This window comes from Pseudomonas sp. GW822-FHT02G04 (genome assembly GCF_058802085.1).
This window is the reverse complement of the sequence record NZ_JBXANU010000007.1, coordinates 187,962-203,375: the sequence shown is the minus strand read 5'-3', so window position 1 is coordinate 203,375 and position 15,414 is coordinate 187,962. Positions and strand designations below refer to the sequence as shown.

Annotated in this window: 15 protein-coding genes; 7 read left to right on the top strand and 8 right to left on the bottom strand. The window is 59.5% G+C overall.

Annotation, left to right across the window (positions count from 1 at the left end):
- Positions 1-140: 140 nt before the first annotated feature.
- Together hemH and AC1RO5_RS12645 are read right to left on the bottom strand one after the other, a co-directional pair.
- On the bottom strand, positions 141-1,163 hold the full coding sequence (hemH, locus tag AC1RO5_RS12650; RefSeq protein WP_493175204.1) for a ferrochelatase: 1,023 nt from the start codon (positions 1,161-1,163) through the stop codon (positions 141-143).
- A gap of 13 nt (positions 1,164-1,176) precedes the next feature.
- A complete protein-coding gene (locus tag AC1RO5_RS12645; protein ID WP_493175202.1) occupies positions 1,177-2,079 on the bottom strand; it encodes a TIGR01777 family oxidoreductase in 903 nt (300 codons plus the stop codon).
- Positions 2,080-2,275: 196 nt separating this feature from the next.
- Between AC1RO5_RS12645 and AC1RO5_RS12640 the strand changes: the two genes are divergently transcribed.
- The 6 genes from AC1RO5_RS12640 (at position 2,276) to AC1RO5_RS12615 (ending at position 8,013) form a co-directional block, all read left to right on the top strand.
- Complete coding sequence (locus AC1RO5_RS12640; protein ID WP_493175200.1) at positions 2,276-3,262, top strand: NAD(P)/FAD-dependent oxidoreductase; 987 nt, start codon at positions 2,276-2,278, stop codon at positions 3,260-3,262.
- Positions 3,263-3,417: 155 nt separating this feature from the next.
- On the top strand, positions 3,418-4,380 hold the full coding sequence (locus AC1RO5_RS12635; protein ID WP_493175198.1) for a YbgA family protein: 963 nt from the start codon (positions 3,418-3,420) through the stop codon (positions 4,378-4,380).
- Complete coding sequence (locus AC1RO5_RS12630) at positions 4,380-5,321, top strand: MerR family transcriptional regulator (protein ID WP_493175196.1); 942 nt, start codon at positions 4,380-4,382, stop codon at positions 5,319-5,321. The genes AC1RO5_RS12635 and AC1RO5_RS12630 overlap by 1 nt, the downstream gene beginning before the upstream one ends.
- A 34-nt stretch (positions 5,322-5,355) precedes the next feature.
- Entirely contained in the window at positions 5,356-6,804 is a 1,449-nt protein-coding gene (gene phrB, locus AC1RO5_RS12625) for a deoxyribodipyrimidine photo-lyase (RefSeq protein ID WP_493175195.1), read from the top strand.
- Between the two features lie 69 nt (positions 6,805-6,873).
- Positions 6,874-7,647, top strand: a complete 774-nt coding sequence (locus AC1RO5_RS12620) for an SDR family NAD(P)-dependent oxidoreductase (protein WP_493175193.1) — start codon at positions 6,874-6,876, stop codon at positions 7,645-7,647.
- Between the two features lie 60 nt (positions 7,648-7,707).
- The gene (locus AC1RO5_RS12615) at positions 7,708-8,013 is read left to right on the top strand and encodes a YkgJ family cysteine cluster protein (protein WP_018929577.1); all 306 of its coding nucleotides are present in this window, start codon (positions 7,708-7,710) and stop codon (positions 8,011-8,013) included.
- Between the two features lie 71 nt (positions 8,014-8,084).
- Here the strand turns inward: AC1RO5_RS12615 and AC1RO5_RS12610 are convergent, their stop codons facing one another.
- From AC1RO5_RS12610 to hemA, 6 genes are all read right to left on the bottom strand, one after another.
- The gene (locus tag AC1RO5_RS12610) at positions 8,085-8,603 is read right to left on the bottom strand and encodes an acyloxyacyl hydrolase (RefSeq protein ID WP_493175191.1); all 519 of its coding nucleotides are present in this window, start codon (positions 8,601-8,603) and stop codon (positions 8,085-8,087) included.
- A gap of 116 nt (positions 8,604-8,719) precedes the next feature.
- A complete protein-coding gene (gene murI / locus AC1RO5_RS12605) occupies positions 8,720-9,511 on the bottom strand; it encodes a glutamate racemase (RefSeq protein WP_493175189.1) in 792 nt (263 codons plus the stop codon).
- Positions 9,504-10,259, bottom strand: a complete 756-nt coding sequence (locus AC1RO5_RS12600; protein ID WP_018929574.1) for a molybdopterin-synthase adenylyltransferase MoeB — start codon at positions 10,257-10,259, stop codon at positions 9,504-9,506. The genes murI and AC1RO5_RS12600 overlap by 8 nt, the downstream gene beginning before the upstream one ends.
- Positions 10,253-11,083 (bottom strand): peptide chain release factor N(5)-glutamine methyltransferase, encoded by an 831-nt coding sequence (gene prmC, locus AC1RO5_RS12595; protein WP_493175186.1) that lies wholly within the window; start codon positions 11,081-11,083, stop codon positions 10,253-10,255. Before prmC ends, AC1RO5_RS12600 begins: the two co-directional genes overlap by 7 nt.
- Positions 11,084-12,166, bottom strand: a complete 1,083-nt coding sequence (prfA, locus tag AC1RO5_RS12590; protein ID WP_493175184.1) for a peptide chain release factor 1 — start codon at positions 12,164-12,166, stop codon at positions 11,084-11,086.
- Positions 12,163-13,452 (bottom strand): glutamyl-tRNA reductase, encoded by a 1,290-nt coding sequence (gene hemA / locus AC1RO5_RS12585; RefSeq protein WP_007939757.1) that lies wholly within the window; start codon positions 13,450-13,452, stop codon positions 12,163-12,165. The genes prfA and hemA overlap by 4 nt, the downstream gene beginning before the upstream one ends.
- A gap of 234 nt (positions 13,453-13,686) precedes the next feature.
- Between hemA and AC1RO5_RS12580 the strand changes: the two genes are divergently transcribed.
- The gene (locus AC1RO5_RS12580; protein ID WP_493175182.1) at positions 13,687-15,411 is read left to right on the top strand and encodes a tetratricopeptide repeat protein; all 1,725 of its coding nucleotides are present in this window, start codon (positions 13,687-13,689) and stop codon (positions 15,409-15,411) included.
- Positions 15,412-15,414 lie beyond the last annotated feature (3 nt).

Here is a 15,414-nt window from a genome sequence, read left to right as displayed (position 1 = left end):
TGGCGAGGGAGCTTGCTCCCGCTTGAGTGCGCAGCACTCACAAAATCTTCATTGACTGCAAAGATTTTGGGGCCGCTTCGCGATCCAGCGGGAGCAAGCTCCCTCGCCACAACAAGCCTGCCTTCACTTCAATGTATGTCCTACAAAGCCAACGGTGCCCTTTCGCACAAGGTACTCAACGCCTTGGCCCACTGCGGCTCATCGTTAAGGCAAGGCACCAGCACCAACTCCTCCCCTCCCGCTTCGCGGAATTGCTCCTTCCCACGATCACCGATCTCTTCCAGCGTCTCGATGCAATCGGCAACGAACGCCGGGCACATCACCAGGACTTTCTTCACGCCGCTTTTGGCCAACTCGTCGAGGCGAGCTTCAGTGTAGGGTTCGATCCACTTGGCCCGGCCCAGACGCGACTGAAACGATACCGACCACTTGCCGTCCGGTATGCCCACACGTTTGGCAAACTCTGCGGCCGTGCGCAGGCACTGACCGCGGTAACAGGTCGCGACCACTTCCGGCGGCGCACCGGCGCAGCAATCGCCGCCACCCTCGAAGCTGTGCCCCGGATTGAGCTTCTTCAGGTGACGCTCCGGTAAACCGTGGAAGCTCAGCAGCAGGTGATCGAAATCCTGTTGCAGATAAGGCCTGGCACTGGCCACCAACGCATCGAGGTATTCCGGCTGATCGTAGAACGGCTGAAGAACCGAGAACTGCACGTCGAGCTTTTTATCGCGCACCACGCGCTTGGCTTCTTCGATCACCGTGGTCACGGTGCTGTCGGCGAATTGCGGATAGAGCGGTGCCAGGGTCACTTTCTTATGCCCCTGGGCAGCCAGCCGCACCAGCGCGGACTCAATGGACGGCTCACCGTACCGCATCGCCAGCTCAACAGGTCCGTGAGCCCACTGCCGGGTCATCGCCTGTTGCAGGCGACGGCTGAGCACCACCAGAGGCGAGCCCTCCTCCCACCAGATTGACGCGTAGGCGTGGGCCGATTGCTCCGGGCGCTTGATCAGAATCAACGACACCAGCAAACGTCGCACCGGCCACGGCAGGTCGATCACGTACGGGTCCATCAGAAATTGATTGAGGTAACTGCGCACATCCGCCACCGAGGTGGAAGCAGGTGAACCCAGGTTGACCAGAAGCAACGCGTGATCGGTCATGCAACGTCCTATTTCAGAGGCGGCCGGACAGATCGTCCAATGCCGCACGCAAATCAGTGAACCGGAAAGCAAAACCCGCTTCCAGCAAGCGAGCCGGCATAGCCTTCTGCCCCCCCAGCAACAACAATGACAACTCGCCCAGGCCGACCTTCAAGACGAGAGTCGGCATCGGCATGAACGCCGGACGATGCAACACGTCACCCAACGTTTTGGCGAATTCGCGATTGCGCACCGGCTTGGGCGCGCAGGCATTATAGGGACCGCTGGCCTCATTGCGATGCAGAAGAAAATCAATCAGGGCGATTTGATCTTCGATATGAATCCACGACATCCACTGCCGACCGGTGCCGAGCGGCCCGCCCAGCCCCAGCTTGAACGGCAACAACAGCCGCGACAAAAAGCCGCCCTCGGCGGACAACACCAACCCGGTACGGATGAGAACCACGCGAATGCCCAAGGCGTCGGCACGTTGCGCGGTTTCTTCCCAGGCGATGCACAACTGGCTGGCGAAATCATCGATGACCGGTGGCGATTTCTCGGTCAACTCCCGCTCGCCGCCGTCGCCGTACCAACCGATCGCTGAGCCGGAGATCAGCACCTGCGGTTTCTGCTCTCGACTTTCGAGCCAGGCCAACAGGGTTTCGGTCAGGGTGATCCGGCTGCTCCACAACAGCGCTTTGCGTTTGTGGGTCCAGAGCCGATCGGCGATCGGTGCACCCGCAAGGTTGATGACCGCATCCACCGGTTCTGGCCCAAAATCCTCAAGCCGTGCGATTCCCCGTACCTGAGTGCCACAGATTTTGGCGACCTTTGCGGGCGTGCGACTCCAGACCGTGAGGTGATGTCCCTGACTCAACCAGTGTCGGCAGAGCTGACGTCCTATCAAACCAGTACCGCCGGTCAGCAATATGTGCATGACATCTTCCTCGCGTGGCGTTTTACCCGGATCACTAGTCTATTTTTATAAGCAGGGATCTTTGGTATCGGGCAGGTTCTGTGTTTAACAATAGGCCAAGCTCTCAGAACGAGAACGCTAAAAGTTATACCAAAAAACAATATTGTACAGGTTTGAACCACGGCGTAGTCTGTACAGAAAGGCAAACGAGGCCCCTATGACTGTACCTATCGCAATCATCGGCACCGGCATCGCCGGACTCTCAGCAGCCCAGGCCCTTACGGAGGCCGGGCATGTCGTTCATCTGTTCGATAAAAGCCGCGGCAGTGGCGGACGCATGTCAAGCAAGCGCAGCGATGCGGGTGCTCTGGACATGGGCGCGCAATATTTCACTGCCCGCGACCGTCGCTTCGTCACCGAAGTCCAGCGCTGGCAAGCCAACGGCTGGGTCGCCGTATGGACGCCGCAGCTCTATACCTTCCACGGTGGTCAGCTCAGCCCCTCGCCGGACGAACAGACACGCTGGGTCGGCACGCCGCGCATGAGCGCCATCACCCGTGCGCTGCTCGGTGACCTGGAAGTGCAATTCAGCTGCCGGATCACCGAGGTCTATCGCGGTGAAGAGCACTGGCATCTGCAAGACGCCGAAGGCTTCACCCACGGGCCGTTCAGTCATGTGGTGATTGCCACGCCAGCCCCTCAGGCGACCGCACTGCTGCCCGCCGCGCCGAAACTCGCCGGGGCCGCCGCCGGGGTAAAAATGGAGCCGACCTGGGCGGTCGCCCTGGCTTTCGACACGCCACTGGATACCCCGATCGAAGGCTGCTTCGTGCAGGACAGCCCCCTCGACTGGCTGGCGCGCAACCGTAGCAAACCGGGACGCGACAACACCCTCGACACGTGGGTGCTGCACGCCACCAGTGCGTGGAGCCGGCAGCATATAGATCTGTCCAAGGAAGCGGTGATCGAGCAGTTGCATGGTGCCTTTGCAGAACTGCTGCACGACGCCATGCCTGCACCGACCTTCAGCCTCGCTCACCGCTGGCTTTACGCCCGGCCGGCCAGCAGCCATGAATGGGGTGCTCTGGCCGACGCTGATCTGGGCTTGTATGTATGCGGCGACTGGTGCCTGTCGGGCCGTGTCGAAGGCGCCTGGCTCAGTGGCCAGGAAGCGGCCCGCCGTCTGCACGAACACCTGCAGTGACCGCGTCGATTCGAGCACATTGCTGCTGTCGATATGGACAGCAGCCCGGCAAAAAAACTTGTACAGAAAAATTGACTTGTACACCTTTGAATCTATGATGAACAGATGTTGTACAGATTTAATAATCCGTACAAGTCTGGATTCGAGGTGCTCCGATGCCTGCACAATCAGCGACTCCACCCAAAATCGCCATCAGCGCCTGCCTGATGGGGGCCGAGGTGCGCTACAACGGCGGGCACAAGACGTCACGGCTGTGCAGCCGCATCCTTTCTGATTATTTCGATTTCGTCCCGGTGTGCCCGGAAGTTGCCATCGGCCTGGGTATCCCTCGCGAACCGATTCGCCTGATCGGCAACCCCGAACATCCGCAGGCGGTCGGCACGGTCAACCCTGAAAACAACGTCACCCGGTCGCTGGCCGAGTACGCTCAGAAAATGGCATTGGAACTGGGCGACATCTGCGGCTATATCTTTATGCAGAAATCCCCTTCGTGCGGTCTGGAGCGGGTCAAGGTCTACCGCGCCAACGGCGCGCCGGTGGAGGGCGGTAGCCGTGGCATTTACGCCCGGACCTTCTGCGCGCTGCATCCCGATTTGCCGGTGGAGGAAGAAGGTCGGCTCAACGATCCGGTGCTGCGGGAAAACTTCCTTACCCGCGTATTCGCCTACAGCGCCTGGCAGCAGTTGCTGCAAACCGGCCTGACCCGGCGCGGCCTCACGGATTTTCACTCGCGCTACAAATACCTGTTAATGGCCCACAACCCGGTGCAATACAAAACCCTGGGCAACCTGCTCGGCAACATGGGCCGGACCGCCCCTGAAGTCATCGGCCCGCGCTATTTCAGCGAACTGATGGCGGCCTTGAGAAAATGCGCCACGCGCCGCACCCACACTAACGTCCTGCAACACCTCAGCGGCTACCTCAAACAGGCCATCAGCACTGAAGACAAACAGGAAGTGCAGCACGTCATCGGCCAGTATCGTCACGGCATCGTGCCACTGGTGGTACCGCTGACGTTGCTCAAACACTACTTTCGCCAACACCCGGATCCGTACATTGCGCAACAGGTTTACCTGCAACCGCACCCGGAAAACCTCAGCCTGCGAAACGCAATCTAATGAAACCCCCACCGGACACCAGTGCCAGCGAAGACCTCGGCACCGACTTCAAAAAGGCCCTGGACGCAGGCTGGCTGCCCATCCGTGAAGTGGCCCGGCAGACCGGGGTCAACGCCGTCACCTTGCGCGCCTGGGAACGGCGCTATGGGCTGATCGTGCCTCAGCGCACTCCCAAGGGACATCGGCTGTTCTGTGCCGAACACGTTCAACGAATCCTGACGATCCTCACCTGGCTCAATCGCGGCGTGGCGGTCGGTCAGGTCAAGCAACTGCTCGACACGCCTCAGGTACTGACCGAGCCCGTCGGAAACGATTGGCTGGTGCTACGCCAGACACTGCTGCAAGCAATTACCCAACTGGCCGAACGCACCCTCGATGACACCGTGAACCAGGCGATGGCGCTGTATCCGCCACGCACCTTGTGTGAACACCTGTTGATGCCATTGCTGGCGGAACTGGAGCAACGCTGGCAAGGCCAGTTCGGCGCGCAAATGGAACGGGTGTTTGTCTATTCCTGGCTGCGCAGCAAATTCGGCGCGAGGATTTACCACAACAACCGTCAGTTACGCACCGCGCCGCTGCTGCTGATCAATCACTCGGACCTGCCACTGGAACCTCATCTATGGCTCACCGCCTGGCTGATCAGCAGCACCGATTGCCCGGTGGAAGTTTTCGACTGGCCACTCCCGGCCGGCGAACTGACGCTGGCGGTCGATCACCTGCAAGCCCGCGGCGTACTGCTGTATTCCAGCAAAGCCATGAATCTTTCAAAATTGTCGAAACTTTTGAATGGCGTCAGTTGCCCAAAAATGATCGCCGGACCAACGGTGTGCATCCACCACGCCGATTTGTCCGCAAAAAACACCGCCATTGCTGATTTGATCCTGGCTGATAACCCGTTATCGGCCCATCTGGACCTGATTCAGCGCGGGCTCATTTAATGGCGTTTTTTTGATGAATCGTACGGATACGACCATGCAATTGATCTGGCTGCGCAGCGACTTGCGTCTACACGACAACAACGCCCTCTCGGCCGCCGCAGCCCGTGGCCCGTGTGTGGCGGTGTATTTGCTGAGCCCGCAGCAGTGGCTTGCGCACGACGACGCGCCGTGCAAAGTGGACTTCTGGTTGCGCAACCTCGGCGAATTACGCCGCGCGCTGAACGCCCTGAACATTCCGTTACTGATTCGCCAGGCGTCGCGCTGGGATGAGGCGCCCAAGGTTCTGCTCGAACTGTGCCAGCAGTTGAAGATCGACGCGGTGCACGTCAACGAGGAATACGGCATTCATGAAACCCGCCGTGATGCGGCGGTGGCCCAAGCGCTGAAAGCCCGGGGCATCGACTTTTACAGCCACCTCGATCAGTTGCTGTTCAAGCCAGGCACCGTGCTCACCAGAACCGGAACCTACTTCCAGGTCTTCAGCCAGTTTCGCAAGGTCTGCTACGAACGCCTGCACGCATCATTACCCGGATTGGTCGCTGCTCCCGCCCTCCAGGCTCCGTTGCCTATCGGCAGCGACGAACCGCCCTCCTGTGTCGAGGGTTTCGATTCTCCCAAAGACAGCTTGCGTGCCCTCTGGCCGGCCGGTGAAACCGAAGCCCGGCGCCGCCTCGACACCTTTGTCGACGCCCAGATCGACTATTACCACAGTGAACGCGACTTCCCGGCAAAACCCGGCACCAGTCAGCTCTCGGCCTATCTCGCCGCTGGGGTGATTTCCCCCCGTCAGTGCCTGCACGCCGCGTTGCGAAGCAATCAGGGCGAGTTCGAAAGCGGCAAAGTCGGCGCCGTCACCTGGATCAACGAGCTGTTGTGGCGCGAGTTCTACAAACACATATTGGTGGGTTACCCACGTGTATCCCGGCACCGCGCCTTCCGCCCGGAAACCGAAGCCCTGGCCTGGCGTGACGCCCCGGAAGAGCTCAAGGCCTGGCAGCAAGGTCGCACCGGCCTGCCAATCATCGACGCCGCCATGCGCCAATTGCTGGAAACCGGCTGGATGCACAACCGCCTGCGCATGGTGGTAGCAATGTTCCTGACCAAGAACCTGTTGATCGACTGGCGTGAAGGTGAGCGTTTCTTCATGCGGCATCTGATTGATGGCGACTTGGCGGCAAATAATGGTGGCTGGCAGTGGAGTTCGTCCACCGGCACCGATTCAGCGCCCTGGTTCCGGATTTTCAACCCGCTGAGCCAGTCGGAAAAATTCGATGCACAAGGGGTGTTCATCAAGCACTGGTTGCCGGAGCTCAACGAATTGAATAAAAAAGACCTGCACAACCCGGCAAATCTCGGCGGCCTGTTCGGTGTGAGGGATTATCCGTCGCCCATCGTCAACCTGAACGCTTCCCGGGAGCGGGCCATCGCCGCGTTCAAGAACCTGCCACCACGACAGGGTTTATCGCCACCATCATTAAATTGATGCCGCAGCGTTGCCTCATGAACACGGAATTGAGACAGGAATATATTGGATTAAAAAGGGAATTTTTGGATGAGTCGTACACCTCCAAGGCGATACTGGTTGACCGGCGCCAGCAACGGTATTGGCGCTGCGCTGGCTGAAGAAATACTGAAAAGCGGTGCCCATCTGGCGGTCAGCTCCCGCTCGGTGGCGTCACTGAAAGACCTGTCTGAGCGCTATCCCGGTCAGGTGCTGGTGGTCGCAGGCGATTTGACCAACGGGCAAAGAGTGCGTGAAATCGGCGAGCATATTGCGCAGGAATGGGGTTCTCTGGACACCATGATCCTTAACGCCGGCACCTGCGAATACGTCGACGCCAATCAGTTAGACTCGTCAATCATCGAGCACATCGTACGTACCAACTTGCTTGCCAGCAGTTATTGCATCGCAGCCGCCCGGCCTCTGCTACAGACAGGCACTGCGCCGCACCTGGTGGGCATGGCCAGCTCGGTGACCTGGCTCCCCCTGCCATGGGCTGAATCCTACGGCGATTCAAAGGCCGGGTTGCGTAATTTATTCGAGTCCTTACGCATCGACGTGGCGCCGGAAAACATCGAAATGACCGTGGTCAGCCCAGGATTTATCGATGCGCCCCTAAACAACGACGTTTCGCTACATATCGACTGGTCGGCGGGCCAAGCCGCGCGATACCTCCTCGACATGATCAAGAATCGTCCACTGGAACTCTCCTTGCCGGAGCTGCTCATGCCTGTTCTTTGGCCGCTGCCGCAACAATCCGACCAGACGGGACTGGTAATCGACGAACAAGCGCGAAACAAGCCGCCGTTCGAGGATCTGCCGTGAAGCCTGAGCGTCTGTCAGGCCTTTTACACAGCGTGGGCCCACTGCCTTACACTGCGCGCCATGAAAACCATTCCCCACACGCAAGTCGCCGAGCCTGCGGTCACCTGCTCGACCTGCGCAGCCTGCTGCTGCCAGCTTGAAGTGATGCTGATCACTGACACCGGCGTGCCTGAACGTTTTATCGATACCGATGATTGGGGTGGTGAAGTCATGCTGCGACTGGATGACGGCTGGTGCGCCGCACTGGATCGCAACAGCATGATGTGCACCATCTATGAAAAGCGTCCGCTGATCTGCCGGGAGTTCGAAATGGGCGCGCCGGAATGCATCACCGAACGCCAGGGGATTGCGACGGCGTATAGGTGAGCGAGCACTTCATACCACCGAAGATCCAATGTGGAAGCAAGCCCGCTCCCACATTAGAGGTGCAGTGTTGATTACAACGGCATTGTGTAATGCAATGCGTAGCTTTCTACACCGTCGTTCGGGTTACTGATCCCGGCATTGGAGTAGTGAGTGGCGCGAATCCCGACTTCATGTCCGCCGGCAAAGCGCAGGCCAAACCCGAAACGGTCTTCGAACTGAAAGGCACTGCCGAGCTTGTTATCTTCGTATTCGGTGTTGGCAAACACCGCGATACCGATACCCGCTTCGACGTAGGGTTTGATGGTTTGACCGGCAAACTCGTACACCAGCACCGGCGAAAACGACAAGCTGTGATTGCTCGCTGTTTTGTCGCCATCCCAGTAGGTGTAAGCGCCGCTCCAGTAGCCGGTCAAGCGACCGATATCACTCTGCAACCAGCTCTTGTCCCAATCGAACTGCATGCCCAATCGGTAAGTCATGGTCGAGTCGCTGGTCTCGCCAACCCCGAACTCCACCCCCGCCGCCTGCGCGGTAAAACTGTGCCCCATCAATGCGGTCGCAATCGCGGCCAAACAGAATAGTCGCTTCATTAGAAACATCCTTTTCCGAACAATTTAGTATGGTTTTTATACTGCTCAACAAACAAAGCTAAAAAGGTCCCCGTTGAATCAGAAGTTCACCCCAATTATTCGTTTGCTACGCGTCTCTACCCTTCGAAGCTTCGCACAACCCCAGACATATTCCAGAGTATCGGCAAGATATTTCTGAAATGCACAGGGTCAGCACTCGACCAGAACTGTGCACCGCGAGCGGGTCCCTCGGCCAGCAACTCACGCTCGGCCAACAAACGCTGAAGTTGCCGCGCCACGGCAGCACCGGTATCGATCAGGCTGATGCTTTGCGGAAGCATCTGCTTTAGCAGCGGCTTCAGGAAGGGATAATGTGTGCAGCCAAGGATGATCGTGTCTGCACCCGCAGCCAGCAGCGGCTCGACATACCCTTGCAGCAACTGACGCAATGTCTCGCTGTGCAGATCGCCATTTTCAATCAGCTCCACCAGCCCTGGGCACGGCTGAGTAATCACCCGTACATCAGTGGCGAAACGATCGAGCAAGGCAGCAAACTTGGCACTCTGCAAAGTACCGGTGGTGGCGAGCACGCCGACCACACCGCTGCGCGTCGCCGCAGCGGCCGGTTTGACCGCAGGCTCCATGCCGACGATAGGCCACTCGGGGTAATCGCGCCGCAAGTCCGCAACGCCAGCCACCGTCGCGGTGTTGCAAGCCAGCACCAGCGCCTTGGCGCCTTGCTGCTGAAAGAACTGCGCCATGACACTGCAACGCTGGCGGATGAATGCCGGGGTTTTCTCGCCGTAGGGAATATTCCCGCAATCGCCGAAGTACAACAGAGACTCGTTGGGCAGCAGGCGCTGGATCTCGGCCAGCACCGACAGCCCGCCGACACCGGAATCGAACACGCCGATCGGCGCTTCACGCATGGCGCGACCCGCAGACGCTGCAGCCCGGATCACGCTTGACCCGCAATTCACGGAAGCGTGAGCCCAAGGCATCGATCAATAACAGGCGCCCCACCAGCGGCTCGCCGAACCCCACCAGCAGTTTCAGCGCTTCCAGTGCCTGGAGGCTGCCGACCAACCCGACCAAAGGACCGACGACGCCCGCCTCGCTGCAGGTCAACTCGGCCTCGCTGCCGTGCCCGTATAAACAGTGGTAGCACGGGCTCTCTGGGCGACGCGGATCGAACACCGACAATTGCCCCTCCAGGCGAATCGCCGCACCGCTGACCAGCGGCTTGCGCGCGGCCACACACGCAGCGTTGACCGCCTCGCGGGTGGAAAAATTGTCGGAACAGTCCAGCACCAGATCCACCGCGGCAACAGCGGCGGCCAGCGAATCCTCGTCCAATGCAGTGCGATGGGCGATCAGCTGAATCTCTGGATTGATTGCGGTCAGGCGACGGATCGCCGAATCGACCTTGCTCAGGCCGACGCTGTCGGTGTCGTGAACGATCTGGCGTTGCAGATTGGTCAGGTCGACCGTGTCGAAGTCCGCCAGATGCAACTCACCGACACCGGCCGCGGCCAGGTACAGCGCAACCGGCGAACCGAGGCCACCGAGACCGATAATCAGCACACGGCTTTCTTTGAGCCGTAATTGGCCGTCGATGTCGACGTGTTGCAGCAGAATCTGCCGGCTGTATCGCAGCAATTCCTGATCATTCAGCACGGCAAGCGCCCCAGACTGATGCGTTGGTGACCGCCCAGATCGGTGCGGCTATGGACTTCTTCAAAGCCGCGGGTCAGCAGTAAATCGCGCACCGCACAGGCTTGATCGTAACCGTGTTCGAGCATCAACCAGCCACCCGCTTCAAGATAATTCGGTGCCTGGGCGACGATCAGACGCAAATCGTCGAGCCCATCGACGCCCGCCACCAAGGCACTGGCCGGCTCAAAGCGTACGTCGCCCTCCACCAGATGCGGATCGGTCGAAGCGATGTAGGGCGGATTACTGATGATCAGTTGAAAACGCTGGCCTTCCAAAGCGCTGAACCAATGGCTGCTCAACACCGTGGCATTGTTCAGGTTCAAGCGCTGACGATTGCGCTCGGCCAGGGCCACGGCTTCCAGCACGCGATCCACGGCGGTGACCTTCCAGGCCGGACGCTCGCTGGCCAGCGCCAGGGCGATGGCACCACTGCCGGTGCCCAGATCGAGCACCTTGGCTGGGGTGGCCGGTAACAGTTCCAACGCAGCTTCCACCAGCAATTCAGTGTCGGGACGCGGAATCAACGTGTGGGGCGCGACTTCCAGGTCAAGCTTCCAGAAGCCTTGCTGGCCCAGAATATAGGCCACTGGCTCACCACTACGACGGCGCTGCAAATACTCGGCAAACTTCAGTGCCGCTTCGCTCGGGACGATACGCTCAGGCCAGGTATGCAGAAAGCTGCGGGACTTGCCCAAGGCAGCCGCCAGCAGCAATTCGGCATCCAGACGCGCAGTGGGCGAATCAGGCAAATCGGCGGCGCGCAGCAAACTGGCAATGATCGTCATTTACTCACCTATCGCTGCCAATTGATCGGCCTGGTATTCGGCCAGCAACGGTTCGATCACAGCATCCACACCGCCCGCAAGAATTTCGTCGAGCGAATACAGCGTCAGGTTGACCCGATGGTCGGTGACCCGGCCCTGGGCGAAGTTGTAGGTACGGATCCGCTCGGAGCGGTCACCGGAACCGACCAGCAATTTACGCTCGCTGGCGATGGCATTGGCCGCGGCGCTGGTCTGCTGGTCGTTGAGCTTGGCCGACAGCCAGGACATCGCCCGGGCGCGGTTCTTGTGTTGGGAACGTTCTTCCTGGCACTCGACGACAATACCGGACGGCAAGTGCGTGATACGAATCGCCGAGTCGGTCTTGTTGACGTGCTGACCACCGGCACCGGAGGAGCGATAGGTGTCGACCCGCAGATCCGCCGGGTTGATCTCGATGGCTTCCTGCTCATCCGGCTCGGGCAACACGGCCACGGTGCAGGCCGAGGTGTGGATGCGACCTTGAGACTCAGTGGCCGGAACCCGCTGCACACGGTGCGCACCGGATTCGAACTTCAGTTTGCCGTAGACGTTCTCGCCTTCGACGCGGGCGATAACTTCTTTATAGCCACCGTGTTCGCCTTCGTTCTCCGAGAGAATCTCTACCCGCCAGCCACGCCGCTCGGCGTAACGCGAATACATGCGGAACAGGTCGCCGGAGAAAATCGCCGCTTCATCACCGCCAGTGCCCGCGCGGATTTCGAGGAACACGTTACGACCGTCGTTCGGATCCTTGGGCAGCAGCATGCGTTGCAGGCTGGCTTCGAGCTCGATCAATCGTTCCTTGGCTTCGCGGACTTCTTCCACGGCCATTTCACGCATATCCGGGTCGCTGTCCTTGAGCAGTGCCTCTGCGCCTTCGAGATCGCCCTGCACTTTGAGCAGCTGTTTATAGGTGTCGACGATCGGCTCGACCTCCGCGTACTCCTTGGAATAGGTGCGGAATTTGTTCTGATCGGAAATGACTTCGCCATCGCCAAGCAGGGCGGTCAATTCCTCGAAACGGTCCTGGAGGATGTCCAGCTTATTGAGCAGTGACGCTTTCATTGCGGTTTCTTATCCGAAAAGCTATCCGATGAGCCCTCACCGAGGGCAAAGAGTTCCTGGGCCATGGCCAGCGCATCGAGGCGGCCTTCGGCAGAGAGCTTTTTCAATTGCACGCTCGGGGCATGCAAGAGTTTGTTGGTCAGGCCACGGGCCAGTTGCACCAGCACGTCCTCGGCGCTGCTGCCATTGGCGAGCATGCGCTGGGCCTTCTGCAGTTCTTCGTCGCGAAGGCGCTCGCTTTGTTGACGATAAGCCTTGAGCACATCCACCGCCGCCAGTTCGCGCAGGCGAACCATGAAATCTTCGGCACCGACCGACACCATCTCTTCGGCCGCCTGGGCAGCGCCCTGACGGCTCTTGAGGTTTTCGGCGACCACTTCGTGGAGATCGTCGACGCTATACAGATAAACGTCGTCCAACTCGCCGACTTCCGGTTCGATATCCCGAGGGACAGCGATATCCACCATGAAGATCGGCTTGTGCTTGCGCAATTTCAAGGCACTTTCCACCGCGCCTTTACCGAGAATCGGCAACTGGCTGGCGGTGGAACTGATGACGATGTCGCTGCGCACCAATTCTGTCGGGATGTCCGAGAGCAACACCGCGTGGGCGCCGAACTGCTCGGCCAGGGTGCTTGCGCGCTCCAGGGTGCGGTTGGCGACCACGATTCGCTTCACACCCAGCTCATGCAGATGGCGGGCGACCAGGGTGATGGTCTCGCCGGCGCCGATCAGCAAGGCCTGGCTGCGTTGCAAATCACTGAAAATCTGCTTCGCCAGGCTGACCGCGGCAAACGCCACCGACACCGGGTTTTCACCGATGGCGGTGTCAGTTCGCACTTGTTTGGCCGCATTGAACGTGGCCTGGAACAAACGCCCGAGTAGCGGACCAATGGTGCCCGCCTCGCGAGCCACGGCGTAGGCCGATTTCATCTGGCCAAGAATCTGTGGTTCACCCAACACCAGCGAATCGAGCCCGGAGGCGACCCGCATCATGTGGCGAACTGCCGCATCATCTTCATGCACATAAGCGCTCGCACGCAGCTCGTCGAGGCTCAAATGATGATAATCGGCCAGCCAGCGCAGCACGATGTCAGCCGAAAGGTGATCCTGTTCTATATACAGTTCACTGCGATTGCAGGTGGAGAGGATCGCAGCTTCGCGGCTGTCGGTGAGTCGGCAGAGCTGCTGCAAGGCCTCAACCAGCTGCTCAGGGGTAAAGGCCACGCGCTCGCGGACGTCTACTGAAGCAGTCTTGTGGTTAATACCGAGTGCAAGGAAGGCCATTCAAGGTCGCTGATGGTGACGTGAAGCCGACAATTGTCCTACTTCGACAGAGCCAGAACAACCACTCGATATCTATCATCCCGGTTGACGCTGCCGAAGCTGCGATCCGTTCTCGTTTACACCGGCGCCGGGCCTGCCCGGATTGCGTGTGCGGGTAAATTGGCCGGGCGGTTATGTTTGGCCGAAGGCTTGTGTCATGATGATCCGACCGCAGGTTAGTCGTCCTCTTCCTATATGAATAGATCTTCCGCGTTGCTCCTCGCTTTTGTCTTCCTCAGCGGCTGCCAGGCCTTGGCACCCGTTTCGTCGGACGGTACGCCGCCGGTCGAAGACAGCACTCCGGCGCCTGAAAAGCCCAAGGTTTACAGCTCGTTCAGCGAAGAAACCGTCTTCAGCCTGTTGAGCGCCGAACTGGCTGGCCAGCGCAATCGTTACGACATTGCCTTGGACAACTACGTGACCCAGGCCATCAATACCCAGGATCCGGGCATCTCCGAGCGGGCATTTCGCATTGCCGAATACCTGGGCGCCGATCAAGCGGCTCTCGACACTTCGCTGATCTGGGCAAAAAACGCCCCGAACGATCTTGAGGCGCAACGGGCAGCGGCCGTGCAACTCGCCCGCGCCGGACGTTACGACGACTCCATGGCTTATATGGAAAAAGTCCTGCAAGGCAAAGGCGACACTCATTTCGACTTCCTCGCCCTGTCTGCGGCCGATACCGATCAGGAAACCCGCAACGGCCTGATGAAAGGTTTTGACCGTTTGTTGCAGCGCCACCCGCACAACAACCAGCTGATTTTCGGCAAGGCCTTGCTGTTGCAACAGGATGGCGACGCCAAAGGCGCGCTGACCCTGCTCGAAGACAACCCGCCGGAAGCAGGCGAAATAGCGCCGATTCTGCTGCGCGCGCGCCTGTTGCAAGGGCTCAGCCGTGGCGATGAAGCCTTGCCGTTGCTGCAAAAAAGCATCAAGAAATACCCGGACGACAAACGCCTGCGCCTGACCTACGCGCGCATGCTGGTCGAACAGGACCGTATGGACGACGCCAAGGTCGAGTTCTCGAGCCTGGTGCAGCAATACCCGGAAGACGACGAACTGCGTTATTCGTTGGCTCTGGTCTGCCTGGAAGCCAAGGCCTGGAACGAAGCAAAAGGTTATCTGGAAGACTTGATCGCCCGGGAAAGCCACGTCGACTCGGCGCACCTGAACCTTGGGCGTATCGCTGAAGAGCGCAACGACCCCCAGGGCGCGCTGATCGAGTACGCCCAGGTCGGGCCGGGCAACGATTACCTGCCAGCGCAATTGCGTCAGGCCGATATTCTGATGAACAACGGCAGGACCGCCGAAGCCCAAAACCGTCTTGCGGCCCAGCGCGACGAGCAACCCGATTACGCGATCCAGTTGTACCTGATCGAAGTCGAAACCCTGTCGGCCAACAAACAGGGTGACAAGGCCTGGAACGTCCTGCAGCAAGCCCTGCAGAAATTCCCGGATGATTTGAATTTGCTGTATACCCGGGCCATGCAGGCGGAAAAACGTAATGACCTGGCGCAGATGGAAAAAGACCTGCGACTGATCATCAAGCGCGACCCGGACAATGCGATGGCGTTGAACGCCCTCGGCTACACCCTGTCCGACCGCACCACGCGCTACGCCGAAGCCAAGGCCCTGATCGAACAGGCGCACCAGTTGAACCCGGAAGACCCGGCCGTTCTCGACAGCCTCGGCTGGGTGAATTTCCGCCTGGGCAATCTCGACGAAGCCGAGCGCTATTTGCGCCAGGCGCTGGAGCGCTTCCCCGATCAGGAAGTCGCCGCTCACCTGGGCGAAGTCCTGTGGGCCAACGGCAAACAACGCGAAGCCAAACAAGTCTGGAGCAAGTTCCTCAAGGAACAGCCCGACAGCCCTACCCTGCGCAGCACCATCAAGCGCCTGACCGGATCAGAGACTCTCTAAGAT

What these genes read in the sequence shown, in the direction of transcription:
- hemH (WP_493175204.1), bottom strand. Translation starts at nt 1,163, where the DNA reads ATGACCGATCACGCGTTGCTTCTGGTCAACCTGGGTTCACCTGCTTCC.
- AC1RO5_RS12645 (WP_493175202.1), bottom strand. Translation starts at nt 2,079, where the DNA reads ATGCACATATTGCTGACCGGCGGTACTGGTTTGATAGGACGTCAGCTC.
- AC1RO5_RS12640 (WP_493175200.1), top strand. Translation starts at nt 2,276, where the DNA reads ATGACTGTACCTATCGCAATCATCGGCACCGGCATCGCCGGACTCTCA.
- AC1RO5_RS12635 (WP_493175198.1), top strand. Translation starts at nt 3,418, where the DNA reads ATGCCTGCACAATCAGCGACTCCACCCAAAATCGCCATCAGCGCCTGC.
- AC1RO5_RS12630 (WP_493175196.1), top strand. Translation starts at nt 4,380, where the DNA reads ATGAAACCCCCACCGGACACCAGTGCCAGCGAAGACCTCGGCACCGAC.
- phrB (WP_493175195.1), top strand. Translation starts at nt 5,356, where the DNA reads ATGCAATTGATCTGGCTGCGCAGCGACTTGCGTCTACACGACAACAAC.
- AC1RO5_RS12620 (WP_493175193.1), top strand. Translation starts at nt 6,874, where the DNA reads ATGAGTCGTACACCTCCAAGGCGATACTGGTTGACCGGCGCCAGCAAC.
- AC1RO5_RS12615 (WP_018929577.1), top strand. Translation starts at nt 7,708, where the DNA reads ATGAAAACCATTCCCCACACGCAAGTCGCCGAGCCTGCGGTCACCTGC.
- AC1RO5_RS12610 (WP_493175191.1), bottom strand. Translation starts at nt 8,603, where the DNA reads ATGAAGCGACTATTCTGTTTGGCCGCGATTGCGACCGCATTGATGGGG.
- murI (WP_493175189.1), bottom strand. Translation starts at nt 9,511, where the DNA reads ATGCGTGAAGCGCCGATCGGCGTGTTCGATTCCGGTGTCGGCGGGCTG.
- prmC (WP_493175186.1), bottom strand. Translation starts at nt 11,083, where the DNA reads ATGACGATCATTGCCAGTTTGCTGCGCGCCGCCGATTTGCCTGATTCG.
- prfA (WP_493175184.1), bottom strand. Translation starts at nt 12,166, where the DNA reads ATGAAAGCGTCACTGCTCAATAAGCTGGACATCCTCCAGGACCGTTTC.
- hemA (WP_007939757.1), bottom strand. Translation starts at nt 13,452, where the DNA reads ATGGCCTTCCTTGCACTCGGTATTAACCACAAGACTGCTTCAGTAGAC.
- AC1RO5_RS12580 (WP_493175182.1), top strand. Translation starts at nt 13,687, where the DNA reads ATGAATAGATCTTCCGCGTTGCTCCTCGCTTTTGTCTTCCTCAGCGGC.